The 21,416-nt window shown below is 65.7% G+C and carries 18 protein-coding genes; 14 read left to right on the top strand and 4 right to left on the bottom strand.

The features are described from left to right. Window positions 1–13: 13 nt before the first annotated feature. On the bottom strand, window positions 14–1,267 hold the full coding sequence (locus GGR39_RS01140; RefSeq protein WP_183615525.1) for a D-amino acid dehydrogenase: 1,254 nt from the start codon (window positions 1,265–1,267) through the stop codon (window positions 14–16). Continuing rightward, window positions 1,264–2,394, bottom strand: a complete 1,131-nt coding sequence (gene alr, locus GGR39_RS01135; protein WP_183615524.1) for an alanine racemase — start codon at window positions 2,392–2,394, stop codon at window positions 1,264–1,266. Before alr ends, GGR39_RS01140 begins: the two co-directional genes overlap by 4 nt. Window positions 2,395–2,590: 196 nt before the next feature. Between alr and GGR39_RS01130 the strand changes: the two genes are divergently transcribed. Beyond that, window positions 2,591–3,055, top strand: a complete 465-nt coding sequence (locus GGR39_RS01130; RefSeq protein ID WP_183615523.1) for an Lrp/AsnC family transcriptional regulator — start codon at window positions 2,591–2,593, stop codon at window positions 3,053–3,055. A gap of 18 nt (window positions 3,056–3,073) precedes the next feature. Here GGR39_RS01130 and GGR39_RS01125 read toward each other — a convergent pair whose 3' ends face one another. Further along, window positions 3,074–3,631 (bottom strand): YybH family protein, encoded by a 558-nt coding sequence (locus tag GGR39_RS01125; RefSeq protein WP_183615522.1) that lies wholly within the window; start codon window positions 3,629–3,631, stop codon window positions 3,074–3,076. A gap of 184 nt (window positions 3,632–3,815) precedes the next feature. On the opposite strand from GGR39_RS01125, the gene GGR39_RS01120 reads away from it, so the two are divergent. The 9 genes from GGR39_RS01120 to GGR39_RS01080 all read left to right on the top strand — a co-directional run bounded on the left by GGR39_RS01120 (window position 3,816) and on the right by GGR39_RS01080 (window position 16,277). Beyond that, window positions 3,816–5,975 carry a thiamine pyrophosphate-dependent enzyme gene (locus tag GGR39_RS01120; RefSeq protein WP_183615521.1) on the top strand — a complete coding sequence of 720 codons (2,160 nt, stop codon included), beginning with the start codon at window positions 3,816–3,818 and terminating at the stop codon, window positions 5,973–5,975. After that, window positions 5,975–7,543, top strand: a complete 1,569-nt coding sequence (locus GGR39_RS01115) for an indolepyruvate oxidoreductase subunit beta family protein (protein WP_183615520.1) — start codon at window positions 5,975–5,977, stop codon at window positions 7,541–7,543. The genes GGR39_RS01120 and GGR39_RS01115 overlap by 1 nt, the downstream gene beginning before the upstream one ends. Before the next feature lie 147 nt (window positions 7,544–7,690). Continuing rightward, window positions 7,691–8,188, top strand: coding sequence for a MarR family winged helix-turn-helix transcriptional regulator (locus tag GGR39_RS17135; protein WP_058736261.1), 498 nt, complete (start codon window positions 7,691–7,693; stop codon window positions 8,186–8,188). 139 nt (window positions 8,189–8,327) lie between these two features. Further along, window positions 8,328–9,938, top strand: a complete 1,611-nt coding sequence (locus tag GGR39_RS01105; protein ID WP_183615519.1) for an AMP-binding protein — start codon at window positions 8,328–8,330, stop codon at window positions 9,936–9,938. Then, a complete protein-coding gene (locus GGR39_RS01100) occupies window positions 9,938–11,104 on the top strand; it encodes a thiolase family protein (protein ID WP_183615518.1) in 1,167 nt (388 codons plus the stop codon). The genes GGR39_RS01105 and GGR39_RS01100 overlap by 1 nt, the downstream gene beginning before the upstream one ends. Continuing rightward, window positions 11,101–12,279 carry an SDR family NAD(P)-dependent oxidoreductase gene (locus GGR39_RS01095; protein ID WP_183615517.1) on the top strand — a complete coding sequence of 393 codons (1,179 nt, stop codon included), beginning with the start codon at window positions 11,101–11,103 and terminating at the stop codon, window positions 12,277–12,279. Before GGR39_RS01100 ends, GGR39_RS01095 begins: the two co-directional genes overlap by 4 nt. After that, window positions 12,276–13,067, top strand: coding sequence for a cyclase family protein (locus tag GGR39_RS01090; protein ID WP_183615516.1), 792 nt, complete (start codon window positions 12,276–12,278; stop codon window positions 13,065–13,067). The genes GGR39_RS01095 and GGR39_RS01090 overlap by 4 nt, the downstream gene beginning before the upstream one ends. Window positions 13,068–13,215: 148 nt before the next feature. Further along, window positions 13,216–14,709, top strand: coding sequence for an APC family permease (locus tag GGR39_RS01085; RefSeq protein WP_183615515.1), 1,494 nt, complete (start codon window positions 13,216–13,218; stop codon window positions 14,707–14,709). Window positions 14,710–14,735: 26 nt separating this feature from the next. After that, window positions 14,736–16,277 carry an aldehyde dehydrogenase family protein gene (locus tag GGR39_RS01080; protein WP_183615514.1) on the top strand — a complete coding sequence of 514 codons (1,542 nt, stop codon included), beginning with the start codon at window positions 14,736–14,738 and terminating at the stop codon, window positions 16,275–16,277. 64 nt (window positions 16,278–16,341) lie between these two features. On the opposite strand, the gene GGR39_RS01075 is transcribed toward GGR39_RS01080, so the two are convergent. Continuing rightward, window positions 16,342–16,722, bottom strand: a complete 381-nt coding sequence (locus GGR39_RS01075; protein ID WP_183615513.1) for a VOC family protein — start codon at window positions 16,720–16,722, stop codon at window positions 16,342–16,344. Window positions 16,723–16,939: 217 nt separating this feature from the next. Between GGR39_RS01075 and GGR39_RS01070 the strand changes: the two genes are divergently transcribed. The 4 genes from GGR39_RS01070 to GGR39_RS01055 are packed head-to-tail and all read left to right on the top strand — an operon-like array spanning window position 16,940 to window position 21,289. Further along, window positions 16,940–17,446, top strand: coding sequence for a 2Fe-2S iron-sulfur cluster-binding protein (locus GGR39_RS01070; RefSeq protein WP_183615512.1), 507 nt, complete (start codon window positions 16,940–16,942; stop codon window positions 17,444–17,446). Beyond that, on the top strand, window positions 17,443–18,432 hold the full coding sequence (locus GGR39_RS01065) for an FAD binding domain-containing protein (protein WP_183615511.1): 990 nt from the start codon (window positions 17,443–17,445) through the stop codon (window positions 18,430–18,432). The genes GGR39_RS01070 and GGR39_RS01065 overlap by 4 nt, the downstream gene beginning before the upstream one ends. Next, complete coding sequence (locus GGR39_RS01060) at window positions 18,429–20,783, top strand: xanthine dehydrogenase family protein molybdopterin-binding subunit (protein WP_183615510.1); 2,355 nt, start codon at window positions 18,429–18,431, stop codon at window positions 20,781–20,783. Before GGR39_RS01065 ends, GGR39_RS01060 begins: the two co-directional genes overlap by 4 nt. A gap of 11 nt (window positions 20,784–20,794) precedes the next feature. Beyond that, window positions 20,795–21,289 (top strand): DUF427 domain-containing protein, encoded by a 495-nt coding sequence (locus GGR39_RS01055; protein ID WP_183615509.1) that lies wholly within the window; start codon window positions 20,795–20,797, stop codon window positions 21,287–21,289. Window positions 21,290–21,416 lie beyond the last annotated feature (127 nt).

Here is a 21,416-nt window from a genome sequence, read left to right as displayed (position 1 = left end):
GGAGAAAATGAGGTCAGGCGTATCGCGCCACGCCCAGGTCGGCGTGATCGATGGCGGGGCTCCGGCCCGAGATGATGTCCGCGATCAGTTGCGCCGATCCGCAGGACATCGTCCAGCCCAGGGTGCCGTGCCCGGTGTTGAGGAACAGGTTGGCGAACGGAGTGGCGCCGATCACCGGCGTGCCGTCCGGCGTCATCGGGCGCATCCCGGTCCAGAAGCTGCCGGCGGCCAGATCCGCCGCGCCGGGGAACAGGCTGCCTACCGACGTCTCCAGCGTTTCCCGGCGAGCGGGATCCAGCCGCGTGTTGAAGCCCGAAATTTCCGCCGTGCCCCCCACGCGGATGCGGTCCCCCAGGCGGGTGATGGCCACCTTGTAGGTCTCGTCCATGATAGTGGAGACCGGCGCGCGGCCTTCGTCGATGATAGGCACGGTGATGGAATAGCCCTTCACCGGATAGACCGGCAGCGTGATGCCCAGCGGCCGGACCAGCGCGGGGGAGAAGCTGCCGCAAGCGACCAGCACGGCGTCGAACCGCTCCACGCCGGACGCGGTGCGCACGCTGGTGATGCGGCTGCCGTCATGCTCCAGTGCGGAGACCGAAGTGCCGAAGCGGAACCGCACGCCGTTGTCGGTGGCCAGTTGCGCCAGCGCGTTGGTGAACTTGAAGCAGTCCCCCGTCTCATCATGCGGCAGGCGCAGGCCGCCCACGAAGGTATGGCGCATCTGGCGCAGGCCCGGCTCGGCCGCCACGCAGGCCTCGACGTCGAGAACCTCGTAAGGCACGCCGTATGCGCGCAGCACCGCGATGTCCTTGCCGATGCCGTCCAGCTGCTTTTGCGTCCGGAACAGCTGCAAGGTGCCCTGCGTGCGCTCGTCATAGGCGATGCCGGTTTCGGCGCGCAGGTCTTCCAGACGGTCGCGGCTGTATTCGGCGATGCGCACCATGCGGCCCTTGTTGCGCTCATAGGCGGTTTCGGTGCAGTTCAGCAGCATCTGGCTGACCCAGCGCCAGCTCTGCCAGTCCAGGCCAGGGCGCAAGACCAGCGGCGAATGCTTCATCGTCAGCCACTTCATCGCCTTGAGCGGAATGCCCGGCGCGGCCCAGGGGGCGGAGTAGCCCGGCGAAACCTGCCCGGCGTTGGCGAAACTGGTCTCCAGCGCCGGACCGGGCTGGCGGTCGATCACTTCGACCTCGTGCCCGGCCTTGGCCAGGTACCACGCGGATGTGACGCCGATGACGCCGGCACCCAGAACGGCGATCTTCATGCCGCAAGCTCCTGTTGCGCAGCGGCGGGGCGATAGACCCGATGATACCGCTGACCGAGACTAGTGAGAATTTCGTAGGAGATGGTGCCCGCGGCGTGGGCCACATCGTCGATGGTCTGGTGCGGGCCGATCAGTTCCACCATGTCGCCTTCGGCCAGCGCGCCTTCGGGCAGGGCCGAGATGTCGACGATGATGCTGTCCATCGATACGCGGCCGACGATCGGCAGGCGAGCTTCCCCGAACCACGCCGCACCTTGGCCGGACAAGCTGCGCAGCCAGCCATCGGCATAGCCCACGCCGATGGTGGCAAGCCGGGTCGGGACCGGCGCGTGCCAGGTCATGCCATAGCCGACGCCAGTGCCGGCCGGGATCTGCCGCATCTGGATTACCGCTGCTTCCAGGCGCACGACGGGCGCGAAGGGCGCGTGATCGCCGGTGGCCGGATCGCCGCCGTAAAGCGCGATGCCGGGGCGGGCGATGTCACCGGCGAACCGTTCGCCCAGCAGGCAGCCGCCGCTGTTGGCCAGGCTGCGCGGCACGCCGGGGAAGAGATCGGCCAACTGGCAAAACGCTTCGGCCTGGGCGAGATTGGCGGGTGCTTCAGGCTCGTCGGCGCAAGCGAGGTGGCTCATCACTGCCAGGATCGAGAGGCGTTCGGTAAGTTCCTGATCCGCCGCCAGCTCGGCGGCTTCGTGCGGCGGCAGGCCCAGGCGCGACATGCCGCTGTCCACTTGCAGGATCGCGGGCAGGCGGCGATTGTCGATCCGGGCCTGCGCGATCCAGCGGCGTGCCTGCCCCAGGCTGTTCAGCACCGGGATCACGCCCGCGGCCGCGCAGGCGCTCTCCGCGCCGGGGTTCAGCCCGCTAAGCACCGCCACGAAGCTGCCGCGGGGCAGGATGTCCACCACCTCCAGCGCCTCGATCAGGTGGGCCACGAAGAAGTGCCGGCATCCGGCGGCGTGCAGCGCGGGCACGACGTGCGCCACGCCAAGGCCATAGGCGTCCGCCTTGACCACGGCGGCGACATGCACCGAGCCGCTCTCATCCCGCAAGCGACGCCAGTTGGCCACGATCGCCTCAAGGTCGATCGTCAGGACGGCGCCGGTCAATCTTGCGGGATCAGTCATGCAACGCTCCTGGACTTGATAGAGAGGATATAGGATCCACGTTCGAATGACGCACCGAAGATTGAAAGATTGTTCGGCCTGAAAACTTGTCTTGCACGATCGTGCGGTATTCGGTGAAGGTTCTGCCGATCGATGGGATCATGCCGGGATTATGCCGGGATCAACCTGGAATCACGTTGGGGAGGGGAGGGCGGCTATGGCGCACAAGCTGGATCGCATGGACCAGGAGATACTCCGGCTGCTGCGGCTGAACGGTCGGCGCTCCAACGCCGAGATCGCGGAGGAGATCGGCCTGTCCCCCTCCGCCTGCCATCGCCGTATTCGCCAGCTGGAGGATGAAGGCGTGATTCGCGGATACACGATCGTCACCGGCGATATCGACGAAGCGCAAATGGTCAGCGTGGTGGTGCAGGTCACGCTGGATCGGCAGACGGAGGAATACCTCGCCCGCTTCGAACAAGCGGTGCGCAAGCATCCCGAAATCAAGGAGTGCTTCCTGATGACCGGGCAAGTGGACTACTGGCTGCGGGTGGAAACCGAAAGCGCCGCTTCGTACGAGCGCATCCATGGCGAAGTGCTGTCCCGCCTGCCCGGCGTCACCCGCATCAATTCCAGCATCGCGATGCGCAACGCCCTGCGCCGGGGGAAGGCCCGACGCTAAAGGTCGATATGCCTTGATTCAGGAGGCGGAGCGCGATGCGTCGTCGATGATGAAGCGCCAGGCGCCGTCAGGCTGGCGGCGCAGCACTTCGATGCCGCCGCCGGTCAATTCCTGCTGCTTGCCGTCAGGACCGCGCATCCACAGCTTCCAGTGATTGGTGGTCAGCACGGTATCGCCATAGATCAGGTGCTTGCGATCATGGATGGCGATACGCGGCTTGAAGGCGAAAGCCTCGGCCATGTCGGCACGAACGCCGGCGTGCCCCGGCATCGGCTTGCCCTGCGGGTTGATGTAGGTGACATCGCGGACGTAGAGATCGACCATGCCTTCCAGATCGGCCGCGTTGAAGCGCGACTGCCAGGCGTCATACAGCTTGTCGATATCGGTGACGCGCGGGATGGTGCGGCGGCTGGCCGCCATCGCTTCGCCGATGCCCAGGCCGACCCCTGCCGTCACCGCGCCGACCGCCGCCAGTTGCAGGAACCCGGCCCGCGTCAGCCCGGCGCCTTCGGACAAGGGCGCCCGATCGCCTTGGCGCAAGGCCCCGCGACACGCACTGATGATCGCTGCGATCATGGATATTCCCCTCTTCACCGGCTGCTTTGATGACAGCCTAGGATAGATCAGCCCCCGCATCGCCCCATTTCGTTTCAGGCCACGCAGCGTGCGGTTTGGGCCAAATGCGCCCGACTTTCCGCATCATTGACACACGCTCCGCATAAATATATGCAAATGCATATTAAACACGAGGTGAGAAGTCATGGCGGAACGGTCTTTCGCGCGCGAGGTCGAGCATTTGCGTCTGGGCGCGGGTGAAGAGTTCCGGGGCGAGGCGATCCTGGCGATCACCAAGGGCCTGCTGCAATCGGGCGTTTCCTACGTCGGCGGCTATCAGGGATCGCCGATTTCGCACCTGATGGACGTGCTGTCCGACGCCAAAGACGTGCTGGGCGAACTGGGCGTCAACTTCCAAAGCTCGGCCAACGAATCGACAGCGGCGGCGATGCTTTCGGCCTCGGTGATGTACCCGTTGCGCGGCGCGGTGGCGTGGAAGTCCACCGTCGGCACCAATGTCGCCTCCGATGCCCTGGCGAACCTGGCGTCGGGTGGAGTTACCGGCGGGGCGATGGTGATCGTGGGCGAGGATTACGGCGAAGGCTCCTCGATCATGCAGGAGCGCACGCATGCCTTTGCCATGAAGTCGCAAATGTGGCTGCTCGATCCCCGGCCCGATCACGCTTGCATCGTCGATCTGATCGAGAAGGGCTTTCAGCTGTCCGAAGTGTCGAACACGCCGGTCATGCTGCAAGTCCGGGTGCGCACCTGCCACATGCACGGCAGCTTCATCTGCAAGGACAACGTGAAGCCCGCCTTCACCATCGACGATGCGCGCAACCATCCCCGGCGCGATCTTGGCCGCATCGTGCTGCCGCCCGCCGCTTATGAGCATGAGCACGAGAAGATAAAGCGCCGGATGCCCGCCGCCATAGACTTCGTGCGCGATCACAAGCTGAACGAATTCTTCGGGCCTGAGGAAGGCAAGGTCGGCATCATCCTGCAAGGCGGGATGTACAACAACGTCATCCGTGCCTTGCAGTATCTCGGGCTGTCGGACGCCTACGGCAACACGCAGATCCCGCTTTACGTGATGAATGTCACCTATCCGATGATCGACACCGAAGTCGCCGCGTTCGCCGCTGGCAAGGACGCGGTGCTGATGGTGGAGGAGGGGCAGCCCGAATACCTGGAGCAGGCGCTGAACACCGTGCTGCGCCGCCGCGATATCAACGCGAGGGTTCGTGGCAAGGACGTGCTGCCGATGGCGGGTGACTACACCGCGCACGTGATCATGCAGGGCGTCCAGACTTTCCTGGAGGAGAACGACCCGCGCCTGCTGGGCAATCGCCCGCCTGTGCCCGATGCCTCGGCGGTGCTGGCCGATCCCAAGGTGGAAAAGCTCAAGTCCATGGTGCCCAGCCGTCCGCCGGGCCTTTGCACTGGTTGCCCCGAGCGTCCGATCTTCGCGGCGATGAAGCTGGTCAACGAGGATCTGGGCGAGCATCACGTCTCGGCCGATATCGGCTGTCACTTGTTCTCGATCCTGCCGCCGTTCAACCTGGGCGCGACCACGATGGGCTTTGGCCTGGGCCCGGCCTCCACTTCGGCATTCGGTGCCAAGTCTGACGCCAAGCGCTCGATCGCGGTGATGGGCGATGGCGGCTTCTGGCACAACGGCCTCACCAGCGGCATCGGCAACGCGGTCTACAACAAGCACGATGGCGTGTTCCTGATCGTCGACAACTTCTATTCCTCGGCCACGGGCGGGCAGGACATCCTCTCCTCCCGCGCCGACAACGCGAACTGCAGCACCAACAACCCGATCATCGATGCGGTGAAGGGCGTGGGCGCGAAATGGGTGCGCGAAGTCGATCGGACTTACGATGTCGCCAAGATGCGCGACACGCTGCACGAAGCGCTGACGACGACCGATGAAGGGCCCAAGATCATCATCGCCTCGTCAGAGTGCATGCTGAACAAGCAGCGCCGGGTGAAGCCGCAGATCGCCAAGCGCATCAAGGACGGCAAGCGCGTGGTGAAGGAGCGGTTCGGCGTGGACGAAGATGTCTGCACGGGCGATCACGCCTGCATCCGTTTGTCCGGCTGCCCCTCGCTCTCGGTCAAGCAGCTGGACGATCCGCTGCGCGACGATCCCGTCGCCGCGATCGACAACAGCTGCGTGGCCTGCGGCAATTGCGGCGAAGTGTCCGAGGCGGCGGCGCTGTGCCCCTCGTTCTATCGCGCCGAAGTGATCCACAACCCCACCGCCTGGGACCGCTTCAAGGCGAAGCTATCTATGGGCGTGATCCGCAAGCTGCAGAAGCGTCGCCTAAGCAGCCGCCTGACGCTGGAGGCCGCGTGATGTTGGCAGAGAAGCTAAGACTGCCGCTTTCGCCCGCTGGCGAAGCGACCGAGCGCCCGATCAACATCGCCATCGTCGCGATGGGCGGGCAGGGCGGCGGCGTGCTGACCGGCTGGATCGTCAAGCTGGCGGAGAACGCGGGCTGGACCGCCCAGTCCACTTCGGTGCCGGGCGTGGCGCAGCGCACCGGCGCGACGATCTATTACGTCGAGATGATGGCCAGCTTGAATGGCCAGAAGCCCATCTTGTCGCAGATGCCGACGCCGGGCGATGTCGATATCGTCATGGCATCCGAATTCATGGAGGCCGGCCGTTCGATCCTGCGCGGCATCGTCACGCCCGATCGCACCACGCTGATCGCCTCCACCCACCGCTCTTTCACCGTCACCGAGAAGATGGCGCCGGGCGAAGGCATCGCCGATAGCCCCTCGGTTTCCGAGGCGGTGGATGTCGTCGCGCGCCAGCAGATCCTGTTCGACATGGATGCGCTGGCGGTGCGGCACGGCAGCGTGATCTCCGCCGCGATGTTCGGCGCGCTGGCCGGATCGGGCGCGCTGCCGTTCGCCAAAGCGGATTACCACGCCGTGATCGAGGGTGAAGGCAAGGGCGTTGCCGCCAGCCTCAAGGCCTTCGACGCCGCCTTCGACGAAGCGGGGCGCAAGCCGGAGGATCGCCCGGCTTCGATCGCGGCAGGCGCGCCGTCGGACGGAGTGGACAAACTGCCGATCGCGCCAAGCGATGCGCGGCTCTTGCCTTTGTTCGATCGTATCGTCGCCATGCCCGCTCCGGTGCAGCCGATGGCGTGGCACGGCCTGCGCAAGGTCATTGATTATCAGGACCTTGCCTATGGTGAGGAATATCTGGCGCTGCTGGAAGACTTGGTCGGGCTGGACATGTTGCTGGACGGCGGCCGCTATGATCATGCCTTTGCCGAGAACGGGGCCAAGTACCTGGCCAACGCGATGACGTATGACGACGTGATTCGCGTGGCCGACCTGAAGACGCGCGGCTCTCGCCGGGATCGCATCGCCAAGGATGTCGGCGTCAGGGATGGGCAGATTCTCCACACCACGGAGTTCATGCATCCCCGCATGGAGGAAGTGACGGGGATGCTGCCCGCCGCCTTTGGCCGCTGGCTGAAGCAGCAGGACGGCCTCTACGCCTGGCTCGATCGCCGGGTGAACAAGGGGCGGCGCGTGCGCACGTATTCACTGCGCTGGTTCGTGGCGCTCTACATCCTGGGCGGGCTAAAGGGGCTGCGGCGCAGGTCTCTGCGCCATGCAGAGGAGGTGGCACATCGCGACGCCTGGCTGAAGAAGGCCGGGCTGCACGTGCGCAACAATTACCTGCTGGGGGTGGAGGTGCTGAAATGCCGCCGCTTGATCAAGGGCTATTCCGATACGCACGCGCGCGGCCTGTCCAAGTTCGACCGGGTGATGGAGACCATCGACCTGATCAAGCACCGCGCCGACGCGGCCGATTGGGCGCGGCGCTTGCGCGAGGCGGCAATCAAGGATGCGGAAATGGGCAACCTTGACGGGCTGATCCGCACGATCCGCTCTTTCTAGGGGAGCTCGGTGGTTCCAGTCACGCGGATCGTTCCGGGGCGGCTTGCTTGACGCGTGCGTGGCAAGGCCATAGCGCATGGTCATCGCCAGTCGTGCAAGGCGTTCAGCAAGCTTCCACCCCCTAGCTACAAAGCAGTGACCAGAGCAGTGACCAGAGCCGGGCCGCGCGCCAAGACATCGCCCAAACGCAAGCCAGCTCCCCCGCAGACGCAGGAGGAACTGGAAAGCTATGTGCCCTATCTGGTCAACCGCCTGTCCAGCTTCGGGCAAGCGGCCCAGAATCGGCGGCTGAGCGCCAATGGCCTGAACGTCGTAACCCTGCGCGCGCTTTCGGTGCTGCACATCCACGGCACTCTGACGGTGAACGAGATTGCCGCGCGCGCCTTTGCCGAGCAGTCCACCGCCAGCCGGGCGATCGATGCGATGGTGCAGGCCGGCCTGGTGGAGCGGCGCATCTCACAGGCCGACCAGCGCCGCCGGGAACTGGCGCTGACGCCAGCGGGCAGTGACCTGCTGCACGCCAGCTGGCCTGCGGCGGAAACCCACTTCGAAATCCTGTCCGAGGGCATCGATGCGGATGATATCGCGGTGTGCCGCCGCGTTCTGCTGCAGATGATCGAGAACGCCAAGCGGCAGGAGCCCTGAGGCGCGCATCTTTTCCGGTTGCCTGCCATTATAAATATGCATATGCATACGTCACGCAACGTGCGGTGACGGAAATAGAGAGGATGCGCTTCAGCGCCGGCTCCCGTCCGCAACACATCATCTTTGTACGAGAGGCGCAGTGGGCAACGAGACGGTCTTCTCCCGGTTTGCGCAGACGGCGGACGCTTTTGCCGATCATGCGTTCCTGAACGTCCTGCCGGAAACCGCCGCGATCTATGGGATCGAAGCGGGCGAAGTAAGCTATCGCGAGATGGCGCGGCGCGTGGGCGCGTGGCAGGATGTCCTGCGCACCGCCGGCTACGACGATGGCCACCGCGTCGGCCTGCTGTTGCAGAACCGCCCCGTCTTCATCGAGATCTGGTTCGCGCTGAATGGCCTTGGTGCATCGGTGATCCCGCTCAATCCCGATTTGCGGCTGAGCGAGCTGTCCTACCTGATCGGCCACTCCGAAATGGATGCCGCCTTCGTTCTGCCGGAACGGCGCGATGAAGTGGCGTTGGCCGCGCATCAGGCGGGCAATCCGATCCAGGTCATCGTGCCGGGGGAAGCCATTCCCGAAATCGACCGCCCCGGCCGCCCACAGGCGGGCGGCTGCGCGGCGGAAGCGGCCTTGCTCTATACTTCGGGCACCACCGGCCAGCCCAAGGGCTGCGTGCTGACCAACGAATACTTCCTGCACTCGGGTGACTGGTACCGCGATGTCGGCGGCCTGATCGACTTGCGCGTCGGGCAGGAGCGGATGCTGACGCCGCTGCCGGTGTTCCATATGAACGCGATGGCGGTATCGGTGATGGCGATGGTCACGATGGGTGGCTGCCTCACCATGCTGGATCGCTTTCATCCCAGCACATGGTGGGACAGCGTGAAGCGCAGCGGTGCCACCTGCGTGCATTACCTGGGCGTGATGCCCTCCATGCTGATGGGCGCTCCGCAAGATGCGTCGGACAAGGCCCACGCGGTCCGCTTCGGCTTTGGCGCGGGCGTGGCGCGCGAATTGCACGATCCGTTCGAGGCGCGCTTCGGCTTCCCGCTGATTGAGGCCTGGGCGATGACCGAGACGGGCAGCGGCGGCGTGATCTCTGCGCATCGCGAGCCGCGCAAGACCGGCTCGCACTGCTTTGGCCGGGTGACAGACGAAGTGGAGATCAGGCTGGTCGACGATCAGGGCGCGGACGTGGTCGATCCCGCGCCGGGCGAACTGCTGGTGCGCCGCGCCGGGCCGAACCCGCATTACGGGTTCTTTCGCGAATACCTGAAGAACGCGGCGGCGACGCAAGAGGCCTGGGCGGATGGCTGGTTCCACACCGGCGATATCGTCTCGCGCGATGCGGACGGCGATCTGCACTTCGTGGATCGCAAGAAGAACGTGATCCGCCGCTCGGGCGAGAATATCGCCGCGGTGGAAGTGGAAGCCGTGCTCAATCGCCATCCTCTGGTGCGCCAGGCCGCCGTCGCCGCCACGCCAGACGCGGTGCGCGGCGATGAGGTGGCGGCGCTGATCGTGCCGCGTGGCGGGCCGGGCGATGCCGAGACGGCGGCGGTAATTACGCGCTGGTGCTTGGGCCAGATGGCCTATTACAAGGTTCCCGGCTGGATCGGCTTCGTGGACGCGCTGCCGCTGACGCCAACGCAGAAGATCCTGCGCGCAGCCTTGAAGGACCAGGTGGCCGACAAGATGGATAAGGCCCAGTGCCACGATACCCGCGCTCTCAAGAAGCGCCAGGTGTGATGCGAAAGCGGCTGCGCTACGATGATGTCGTCGTCTGTGCGCCGGTCACGGTGCCGTATGAACGCTATTCAACGCAGACCGCGCATTGGTGGGCGGGCAAAGCCCTGCGCGCTCTGAGCCAGGCCACCGGGCTGGAGCGCGATGCGATTGACGGCTTTTGCTTCGCCAGCTTTTCGGCTGGGCCGGACACCGCCGTCGGCATGATCCAGCATCTGGGGCTCAGTCCGCGCTGGCTGGACCATCTTCCCACCGGCGGGGCCAGCGGCGTGATGGCGCTGCGCCGCGCCGCACGCGCGGTGCAATGCGGTGATGCCGAAGTGGTCGCCTGCGTGGCGGCGGATACCAACCAGTTGGACAGTTTTCGCAAGACCCTGGCGAACTTCTCGCGCTTTTCGCAAGATGCCGTCTATCCCTATGGCTTTGGCGGGCCCAACGCCACGTTCGCGTTGATCACCGACAACTACATGCGCCAGTACGGCGTGACGCGTGAGGACTTCGGCAAGCTATGCGTGGCGCAGCGACAGAACGCACGCAGCAATCCACTGGCGTTGCAGCGCGGTGAGCTGACTTTGGAAGCCTACCTGAAGGCTCGCCCGATCAGCGATCCGGTGCACCTTTACGATTGCGTGATGCCATGCGCCGGGGCCGAGGCCTTTCTTGTGACGACGGCAAAGGTGGCGGAGCGGCTGGGCCTTCAGACTGTGCGCGTGCTCTCCACGATCGAGCGGCACAACGCCTATCCCGATGATCTGGTCCAATGGCGTGGCGGCTGGGCGATGGATGTGGATGACTTGTGGCGGATGGCCGGGATCGGCCCGCAGGATATCGACACGCTGCAAGTCTATGATGACTATCCGGTGATCGTGGCGATGCAGCTGGAAGACCTGGGCTTTTGTGCCAAGGGTGATGTGGCGCAGTTCATTCGCCGCACCAACTTTGGCATCGACGGTGATTTGCCGCTCAATACCAATGGCGGGCAATTGTCCGCAGGCCAGGCAGGCGCGGCGGGCGGTTTCCAGAACATGACCGAGGGCCTGCGCCAGATCCTGCGCCAGCCTCTGGGCGATCAGGTGCCGAATGCGCGGCGTTCTTTGGTATCGGGCTTCGGCCTCGTCAATTACGATCGCGGGGTCTGCACCGCCGCTGCGATCCTGGAGGCGGCATGAGCTTGCGCCCCAAGCCCGAGAAGCGCGATCCGCTGGCGCGCAAGGTCGAGCGGCATGTGCCGCCCGGCCAGCGCAGCCGCGCGGCGCACGCCCTTGCGGCTCGCGCCGCCACGGGCCGCTTCGTCCTGCAGCAATGCGCGGATTGCCAGGCGGTGACGTATCCGCCGCGGGACGTGTGTCCGCAATGCTGGGGTGATCTGGTGTGGCAGGACCAGCCCCGCGGTGCCACGCTGCTGGCCGAAACCACGATCCGCGCCACCACCGATCTCTATTTCCGTCAGCTTCTGCCCTGGCGCATCGGCACCGTGGCGCTGGACGCCGGGCCGACCGCGATCGCGCACCTCTCGCCCACGCTGGCGGTGGGCGCGCGCGCCGAGATCAGGCTGATGCTAGACAAAGGCGGAAACGCCGCGCTGTTCGCCCTCGCTGCTGGAGAAACCCCCGACATGACCGATACGCAGTGGCGCGAATTCGTGGTGCCGGTGCGTGGTTCCACCGTGCTGGTGACGGACGCGGGCCATCCCGTCGGTCGCGCCGTGGTGGAAGCGCTGAAGGCGGCGGGTGCGGCCAGCATCGTTGCCGGCATCGCCCCGCCCGCCACCGCGCCGGCGATCGAAGGCGTACGGTTCGTGTCGCTGGACCTGACCGACACCCGCTCCGTTTCAGAATGCCTCACCGATATCGCCGGGCCACTGGACATCGTGGTCAACACGGCGCGGTTCGTGCGGCCGGGACAGGGCCTGCTGGACCAGAAGCGCGCGCTGGACGTGGGCGTGCTGGGTCTGCTGCGGCTGACGCAGGGCTGCGGGCCGATGTTGCGCGGGCGGCCGTCCGCCGCCTTCGTCGACGTGATTTCCGCCACGGCCCTTGCGCCCGATGCGGCTTATCCCGCCTTCTCGGCAGCGGAAGCGGCCCGTCTGTCGCTGCTGCACAGCTTCCGGCATGAGATGCGCGGCGCAAATGCGCGGGTGATCAGCCTGCTGGTCGGCGCGGTGGACGATGCCGATCACCAGTCCGTGCCGCTGCCCAAGGTCGCCCCCGCGCGCATCGGCAAGGGCGTGGTCGAGGCGCTGGAGCAGGGGCTGGAAACGCATTGCATCGGCGATACCGCGACCGAGGCCATGCAGCGCTGGTCGGCAGACCCGGCGCTTTTCATACGGGAGAATAGCCTGTGACCGCCCCTACCCAGACCCTGGCCGCACTCACCAGCGGCATCGCCACCAACGGCATCACCGTGGTGGACCTGACCAACACGCTTTCGCCGGATTTCCCCGTGATCGTGCTGCCTTCCGAATTCGGCCAGTGCGAGCCGTTCCGCATGGAGACGGTCTCACGCTACGACGGCACCGGTCCGGCGTGGTACTGGAACAATATCTCGATGAACGAGCATACCGGCACGCACTTCGACGCGCCGGCGCACTGGATCACCGGCAAGGACGTCCCCAACGGCACGGTGGACACGCTGCCGCCCGCCGATTTCATCCACCCCGCCGTGGTGGTGGATATCAGCGCGGAATCGGCGGCGGATGAGGACTTCATCCTGACGCGCGAATTCCTGGAGAAGTGGGAAGCGCGCAATGGCCCCATCCCGCCGCGCCACTGGGTGCTGCTGCGCACCGATTGGCACAAACGCGTAGGTACACTCTCCTACCTCAACCTTAAGGATGACGGCGCGCACTCGCCCGGGCCGGATGCAGGCGCGATGCGCTTTCTGGTGCACGAGCGCGATTGCGTCGGCCTTGGGGTGGAGACGGTGGGCACCGATGCGGGCCAGGCTTCGCATTTCGAGGAGCCGCTGCCCGCCCACGCGATCCTGCACGGCAATGGCCGCTATGGCCTGCAGTGCCTGACCAATATCGATCAGCTGCCTACCTTCGGCGCGGTAATCATCGCCACTCCGCTTAAGATCCAGGGCGGTTCGGGCAGTCCGCTGCGCGTGATCGCGCTGGTTCCGGGCGGCTGACAGCGATGAACGCGGCCGGGTGCAACAGCTTGGCCGGAAATACAAAATGCGCGGTCGGAAGCGCAATCAACTGGCGCGCCCCAAGCGACGATGAAGCGCTGGGGACGGCCGCTTGCCGAGAGAGGCTCTGAGAGGATGCACAAGAGGCATGGCTGACGTTCGTGATGCTGCCGATACCGGTAGCCTCTTGCCGGGGATGCTCGGCACCTGGGACATCATCTTCATGATCCTGGCCTGCGCCGCGCCGATGGGCGTGCTGGCCGGCATCATTCCGCTGGCCATTGCATTCGGCAACGGCGCGGGGATGCCCGGCACTTTGCTGGGCATGTGCTTCGTGATCCTGCTGTTCGCGGTCGGCTATGTGCGGATGATGCCGCATGTGCGCAACGCCGGGGCATTCTATGCCTATATCGCCTCAAGCATCGGCAAGGAGGCGGGCATCGCCGCCGCCTACATCGCCGTAACGGCTTATATCTGCTCGGCCACATCGGTGCTGGGCGCGATGTGCTATTTCGTCACCGACTTCATCCGCCACGCCACCGGGATTGGTACGCGCTGGGAGATCTGGGCCGCGCTGACCATCGCCGTCACCGCTTGGCTGGGCGTTCGCAAGATCACCATGGCGGCCAAAGTGCTGACCATCGCCTTGCTGGCGGAAGTGCTGGTGATCATGGTGCTGGACGTGCTGATTTTGTGGCACAAGGGGTTCTCCGGGATCGATTTCAGCAGCTTTTCGCCCACCACCATCTTCGCGCCGGGGCTGGGCATCGCGGTGATCTATGCGATCAACGGCTGCATCGGCTTCGAGGCGACGGCGATCTATCAGGAAGAGGCGCGCAACCGCGCCGTCACCATCCCGCGCGCCACATACGGCGCGGTGATGGTGCTGGGCAGTTTCTATGTTCTGTCATCCTGGTGCCTGGTGCTGAGCATCCTGCCCGGAGATGTGAAGGCCGTGGCCGGGGCCGATCCCGGGCGCCTGGTCGCCGGCGTGGCGGAGCGCTATATGGGCGTTATCGGGCGCGAGCTGCTAGGCCTGCTGACGATCACCAGCCTGTTCGCCGCGGTGCTGGGCTTTTTCAACAACATCACGCGATATATGTTCGCGATGGCGCGCGATGGCTTGCTGCCGCGCGTGCTGGGCCACGTCCACCCCGTTCATGGATCGCCCAGCGCGGCCTGCGTGGTGCTGACAGTGATCCTGTCCGTGGTCGTTTCCTTGTTCGCGCTGGCGGGCCTCGACCCGCTGCTGAACCTGGCGACCAGCTTGTCCTCCATGGGCGCGGTGGGCCTGTTGCTGCTGCTGACCACAACGTCATTGTCGGTGCCGCTGTTCTTCGCCCGGCGCAGGGAGTTCTCGCTGGGCAAGACGCTGTCGCCGCTGGTCGGCGGCATCCTGATCGCCATCGCCACCTATCTGTCGCTCACCAACTATTCAGCGCTGACCGGCACCACGCTGGCGGTGGTGAACAAGCTGCCTTGGCTGTTCCTGCCGCTGGCGATCCTGGGCCTGGTCCATGGCACTTATCTGCGGATCGCCCGCCCCGCCGTGTTTGCCCGGGTCGGCTCCACGCAAGTGGAGGAAGAGCGCCCCGCATCAGGCCGCACAGCGCCCGGCACCGTGGCCGTCGCCGCCGCCTGATCCCGTTTCACAGGAGACTCTCCCGCATGACCACCATCGATCAGGCGCCGCCGCTGACCGACATAGCCAGCCCTCCCACGCCGCAAGTGCGCTTGCCGCAAGGCCGCCTGCTGCTGAACGGTACGCTGGTGGAGCCCCTGGAGGCAGGTGCCACGATCCCCGTGATCGATCCCGCCACCGGCCGCCAGATCGCGACGATCCCGGCGTGCAGCGCCGCCGATGTCGATCGTGCGGTGGCGGCGGCGCACCGTTGCTTCGAAAGCCGCGAATGGCAATCCATGCGCCCGATCGATCGGGGCCGCCTGCTGGAGCGGCTGGCCCTGCTGGTGGAGGAACACGCGGATGAACTGGCCGCGCTGGAATCGCTGGACAGCGGCAAGCTGCTGGCGGTGACGCGCGCGATCGACCTGCAGTTCACGATCGACGGGCTGCGCTATTTCGCTGGGTGGGCATCCAAGATCGCCGGGCAGTCCATTGCGCTGAACCCGCTGGTGCCCGAGGATGCGACCTATCGCGCCTATACCGAGCGGCGTCCGGTCGGCGTGGTCGCCGGGATCACACCGTGGAATTTCCCGATCGGCCAGGCCATTCAGAAGCTGGCCCCGGCGATCGCGTTTGGCTGCACCGTGGTGCTAAAGCCCTCGGAGGAAACGTCGCTGACGACGCTGCGGCTCGGCGAGCTGATTATCGAAGCGGGCTTTCCGGCCGGCGCGGTGAACATCGTCACCGGCTATGGCCAAGAGGCGGGGGCGGCGCTGGTCGATCACCCGCTGGTGCGCAAGATCGCCTTCACCGGCTCCACCGCCACCGGCCAGCGCATCATGGCCGCCGCCGCGCAGACGATGAAGCGGGTCACGCTGGAACTGGGGGGCAAGTCACCCACGATCATCCTGGCCGATGCCGATCTGGAGCGCGCGATCCCCGGCGCGGCGATGGCGATCTTCGCCAATTCCGGGCAGATCTGCACCGCCGGATCACGGCTGCTGGTGGAGGCCCCGCTCTACGATCAGGTGCTGGAAGGCGTGGCGCAAATTGCGCGCGATCTGAAGCTGGGCTCTGCCTTCGATGCCGCCACGCAAGTCGGCCCGCTGATTTCCAAGCGGCAGCGCGATCGGGTGGGCGGCATCGTCACCGCCGGCCTTGCAGAAGGCGCGATCGCCATGGCGGGGGGCAAAGTGGTCGACCGGGAAGGCTGGTTCTATCCACCCACCGTGCTGGCTGGCGTCGCCCGGCAGATGACGCCGATGCGCGAGGAGATTTTCGGCCCGGTCCTTTGCGCCGCTCGCGTCGACGAAGGGGACGATCTGGTGAAGCTGGCGAATGATACGCCGTTCGGGCTGGGGGCCAGCATCTGGACTCGCAATCTGGATCGGGCGCATCTGCTTGCGGATCGCATCGATGCGGGCACGGTCTGGCTGAACACGCACAACGTGCTGGACCTGGCGATGCCGTTTGGCGGCAACAAGCTGTCCGGCATCGGTCGGGAATTCGGGTACGAAGCGATGAACGCCTTCACCGAGCCCAAGGCGATCTGCCTGCGCCTGGACCACGCCGCCGGCCGCATCTAGCGGCCCGCACTCTCCGGGTCCGGCCACGATCGCGCCGGGCCCCGGAGAAATGCGCGCGTTCAGGTCAGCTTTCCATGCGGTAGGTGGCGCAAAGCTTGTTGCCATCCGGATCGCGCAAGTACGCCAGGTACAGCTTGCTGACGCCCAGGTCGCGCACGCCCGGCGGGTCTTCGCAAGTCTTGCCACCCGCGGCGATCCCGGCGGCGTGCCAGGCGTCGGCCTGTTCCGCGCTGGCCATAAGGAAGCCGATCGTACCGCCATTGGCGAATGAGCACGGCTCACCATTTACTGGCGTGGCGACCATGAACCTGCCGCCGTTGTGCGCGTAGATCACGCGGGTCCCGGCGTTCATCCCCTCAGGCCCACCGATCGCGGCGAACAGGGCATCGTAGAATGTCTTGGACCGTTGCAGGTCGCTGCTGCCGACGACGATATGCGAGAACATGGCCTTCTCCCTTGGATGCGGTTTCGCTTTGCTAGGGCGGTCAGCCACCGGGTCAAGCGGTGCGAGACTTCGCTATCAGGGCCGTGATAACAGGGGTGGATCGCTTTCGAGACACAAGGCCGCTTGCCTGCGCCCGATCGCAAAATGACCTGCGATCCGCGTGGCACGAGAATGTCATTTGTTCGTTTTACCCCCAATCGTCGTGCGGAGGATCGCAATGTCATTGTTCGTCAACGGGGCGCAGGTGCCTGCTCCCACCGATCCGCGCGTATCGCTGCTGGATCATTTGCGGGAGGGATTGCACCTCACCGGCACGAAGAAGGGGTGCAACCAGGGTGCCTGCGGTGCCTGCACGGTGCTGGTGGATGGGGAGCGCATCCTTTCGTGCCTGGCGCTGGCGGTGCAGTTTGACGGACGACAGATCACCACCATCGAAGGTCTGGCGAGTGAAGAGGGGCTGCATCCGCTACAGGCCGCCTTCATCGAGCATGACGGCTTTCAGTGCGGCTATTGCACGCCGGGCCAGATCTGCTCCGCGATCGGCATGGCGGCAGAGGCGCAGCGCGGCGTGCCCAGTCACGTCACCGACGATCTTGGCGGCACCATCACTCTCACCCGCGAGGAAATTCAGGAGCGGATGAGCGGAAACCTGTGCCGCTGCGGCGCGCACAACGGCATTGTCGAGGCGATCCAGGCCGTCCTGGTTGAGGGAGTGCCCGCATGAACCCGTTCCAATACGCGCGCGCCGATGACGCGGCGGACGCCCTGCGCCGGGGCGCGATCTCCGGCGCGGCTTATCTGGGTGGCGGAACCAACCTCGTCGACCTGATGCGCGAGACGATCGCCCGGCCCGATCAGTTGATAGACGTGACAGGCCTGCCCGCGACCATCGCGGAAACGGATGACGGTGGCCTGCTGATCGACGCGGCGGTGCGCAACACCGCGCTGGCCGAACATCCTGCGGTTCGCATGCGGTATCCGGTACTTTCGCGCGCGATCCTGGCCGGAGCGTCTGCGCAGATCCGCAACATGGCGACTGTCGGCGGCAATCTGCTGCAGCGCACGCGTTGCACCTATTTTTACGACGCGGAAGGGGCACGCTGCAACAAGCGGACGCCGGGATCGGGCTGCGATGCGCGCGAAGGCTTCAACCGCATCCATGCCGTGCTGGGCGCGTCAGACGCCTGCGTCGCCACGCACCCCTCCGACATGTGCGTGGCTTTGGCCGCGCTGGACGCGACGGTCCATGTGGATGGCGCCGAGGGGCAGCGGACGATCCCGTTCGCCGATCTTCACCGCCTGCCCGGTGACCAGCCCGATCGGGATACCGTGCTGCGCGATGGCGAACTGATCACCGCGATCGCGCTGCCAGCGCTGCCAACCGGCGCGCGCTCGGCCTATCGCAAGGTTCGGGATCGGGCGAGCTACGCCTTCGCGCTGGTTTCGGTGGCGGCGGTGCTGCAGCTGGAGGGCGATCGCGTGGTGGATGTGCGCATCGCCTTTGGCGGCGTGGCACACAAGCCATGGCGTGCGACCAAGGCGGAAGCCGCGTTGCGGGGGCAGACGATCACGCAGCAAGTGGTGCTGGATGCCGCCGCAGCGGAATTTGCCGAGGCGCGCCCACTTCGTGACAACGCGTTCAAGCCTGCGCTGGTAGCGCGAACGCTCGCGGCCGTCCTGACGGATCTGGCTCGGGGAGAAGCGGCATGAGCGTGTTCGATGCGGCCAAGCAAGCCGCCCAGGGTCTGGTGCAAGGTGTCGTCCAAGGGGCGATGGAAAAGCTGGTGCCGCTTGCGCCTGACAGCTGGATTCCGGGCGGTGTCCCCGATCCGCTGATCGCCCGCAAGCATGGCCTGATCGGCAAGCCGGTCTCGCGATTGGACGGGGTTCACAAGGTCAGCGGCACTGCCGCCTTCGCGGCAGAGTATCGCTTCGATGGCATGGTCTATGCCGCGCTGGTCTATTCCACGATTCCCAAAGGCCGGATCGCGGCGATCGACAGCGCACAGGCAGAGGCGGCACCCGGCGTGGTTCTGGTGATGACGCACCACAATGCGCCGCGCCTGAACCCCATGCCGATGTTCGGATCAAGTCCCAGCGCGGTGGGTGCCACCGACCTGCCGATCATGCAGGACGGCGTCATTCACTGGAATGGCCAGCCCGTGGTCTGTGTCCTGGCCGAAACGCAGGAGCAGGCGGATCACGCCGCCTCTCTGGTGCATGTGACGTTCGACGAAACGCCTGCGGTGACCAGCCTGGCCGAGGCTCAGGCGAACGGCGTCGAGCAGGGTCAGTTCATGGGTGCGCCGCTGCTTGACGAAGTGGGCGATGCCGAGGCCGCGTTCGCCGCCGCGCCGCACCGGGTGGACCAGACTTATCGCACTCCGCGCCACAATCACAATCCGATCGAACCGCATGCCGCCACGCTGGCTTGGATTGGTGATCGCCTGGTGATCCACGACGCCAGCCAAATGGTGACGCAACAGGCGCAGAACATGGCGCAGATCTTCGGGCTGGATCCTGAACAGGTGCATCTGACTTCGCCCTATGTCGGAGGCGGCTTCGGTTCGAAGGGCTTGTGGAATCATCAGGTGATCGGCGCCGCCGCCGCGAAGCTGGCTGGGCGGCCGGTGCGCATCGCCCTTTCGCGCGAAGGCGTCTACCGCGTCGTCGGCGGGCGCGCGATCACGCAGCAGCGCGTGGCGATCGGGGCGAAGGCGGACGGCACGTTCGATGCGCTGATCCACACTGGCCTCTCCACCATGCCGCCGCACGGCACGATGCCAGAGCCGTTCATCCTCGGCTCGCAGGCGATGTACGGTGCGGACACCATGCTGCTGAAGGTCGAAGTTGGCCGGATGGACACGCTGGCGAACACCTTCATGCGCGCGCCTGGTGAAGCGGTGGGCACGTTCGCGCTGGAGTCCGCGATCGACGAATTGGCCGACAGTCTGGGTATCGATCCGGTGGAACTGCGCATCCGCAACGAGCCGGAAAAGGACCCGATCAAGGGCACGCCGTTCTCTTCCCGACACATCGTGGAAGCCTGGCGCACCGGCGCGGATCGCTTTGGCTGGGCCGACCGGCCTGAGACGCCGGGCTCTCGCCGGGATGGTGAGTGGCATGTCGGTATGGGCTGCGCGATGGGGACCTATCCCTACTATCGCATGCCCGGCGCGGAGGCGCGGATCACGTTGACGCGCGAGGGTGACACCGTCCGGGCCAAAGTGGAAATCGCCGCTGCCGAGATGGGCATGGGCACGGCCACCACCACCGCCATCGTTGCGGCGGAGCGGCTGGGATTGCCGCTGGAGCAAGTCGATATAGCCTATGGCGATTCGGCGATCCCCGGCGCGATCATGGCGGGCGGGTCGCAGCAGACCGCCGCCATCGGCGCTGCCGTAATCGCGGCGCACAACGCCCTGGTGGAAGAGCTGCTGAAGCTGGCGGGGAATGATTCGCCACTTTCTGGCGCATCCGCCGATGAAGTGGGCAGCGAAGCGGGCGGCCTGGCCCGCTTGGACAACCCGGATGCTAAGGAAACGTACGTCTCCATCCTGGCGCGGGCGCAGCGTGGCGACTTGTCCGTGACGAAAGCGGGATCGGCGCCACTGGAAACCATGCACTGGTCGATGCACTCGTACAGCGCGCTGTTCTGCGAAGTGCGGGTGAACGCGGTGACCGGCGAAGTGCGCGTCAGCCGTTTCCTGGGCTCGTTCGATTGCGGTCGTATCCTCAACCCCAAGACGGCGCTCAGCCAGTTTCGCGGCGGCATCATCATGGGCCTGGGCATGGCGCTGATGGAGGAAACCCAGCTGGATGAACGCAACGGCCGCATCGCGAACGCCAGCATGGCCGAGTACCACCTGCCGGTGCACCTCGACGTGCCGGAGATCGACGTGATCTGGACCGACATCCCCGATCCTCATGCTCCGATGGGCGCGCACGGCATTGGCGAGATCGGCATCACCGGCGTCGCTGCCGCCGTGGCCAACGCGATCTACAATGCGACCGGCAAGCGTATCCGCGATCTGCCGATCACGCTCGACAAGTTGCTGTAGAGTCTGTTGCGATGAAGCCTTGGCGTGATCCGGTGGCGGCCGGGCAGGAAAGCGTGTGGGACTATCCCAGGCCTGCGGTGGCGCAGCTCAGCGACCGCCATGTCCGCATTGCCCATCGCGGCGTCCTCGTCGCTGAAACGCGTCAGGCGGTGCGGACATTGGAGACCAGCCATCCGCCCACGTGGTATCTGCCACCCGATGCGATCACGCCGGGTTTGCTGATACCCTCGGGCCGCCGGTCGTTCTGCGAGTGGAAGGGTGAGGCGCGGTATTGGCACGTTCGGATCGGGTCCGAAGAATTGCGCGATGTGGCGTGGAGCTACCCCCAGCCCACCGCGTCTTTTGCGATCTTGCGCGATCATGTGGCGTTCTACGCCGCGCCCTTCGATCACTGCACGATCGACGGCGAACAGGTGCGACCGCAGCCGGGCGGTTTTTACGGCGGTTGGATCACGTCCGACCTGGCAGGACCATTCAAGGGCATCGAAGGCAGCATGGGCTGGTAACTGTGCTTTCGCCTGCGATCGAGGGCGATTGTTTCCCGCGAGTGGCCCTTCTGCCACAAAGAAAACCCCCGTTAATCAATGCTATCCTGCTTAAATGAAGACCAGATGAAGAGGGAGTTTCGCCACT

It is taken from the genome of Novosphingobium fluoreni, from assembly GCF_014196615.1.
In the GTDB taxonomy this organism is placed as follows: domain Bacteria; phylum Pseudomonadota; class Alphaproteobacteria; order Sphingomonadales; family Sphingomonadaceae; genus Novosphingobium; species Novosphingobium fluoreni.
This window is presented reverse-complemented; position numbering and strand designations above follow the sequence as displayed.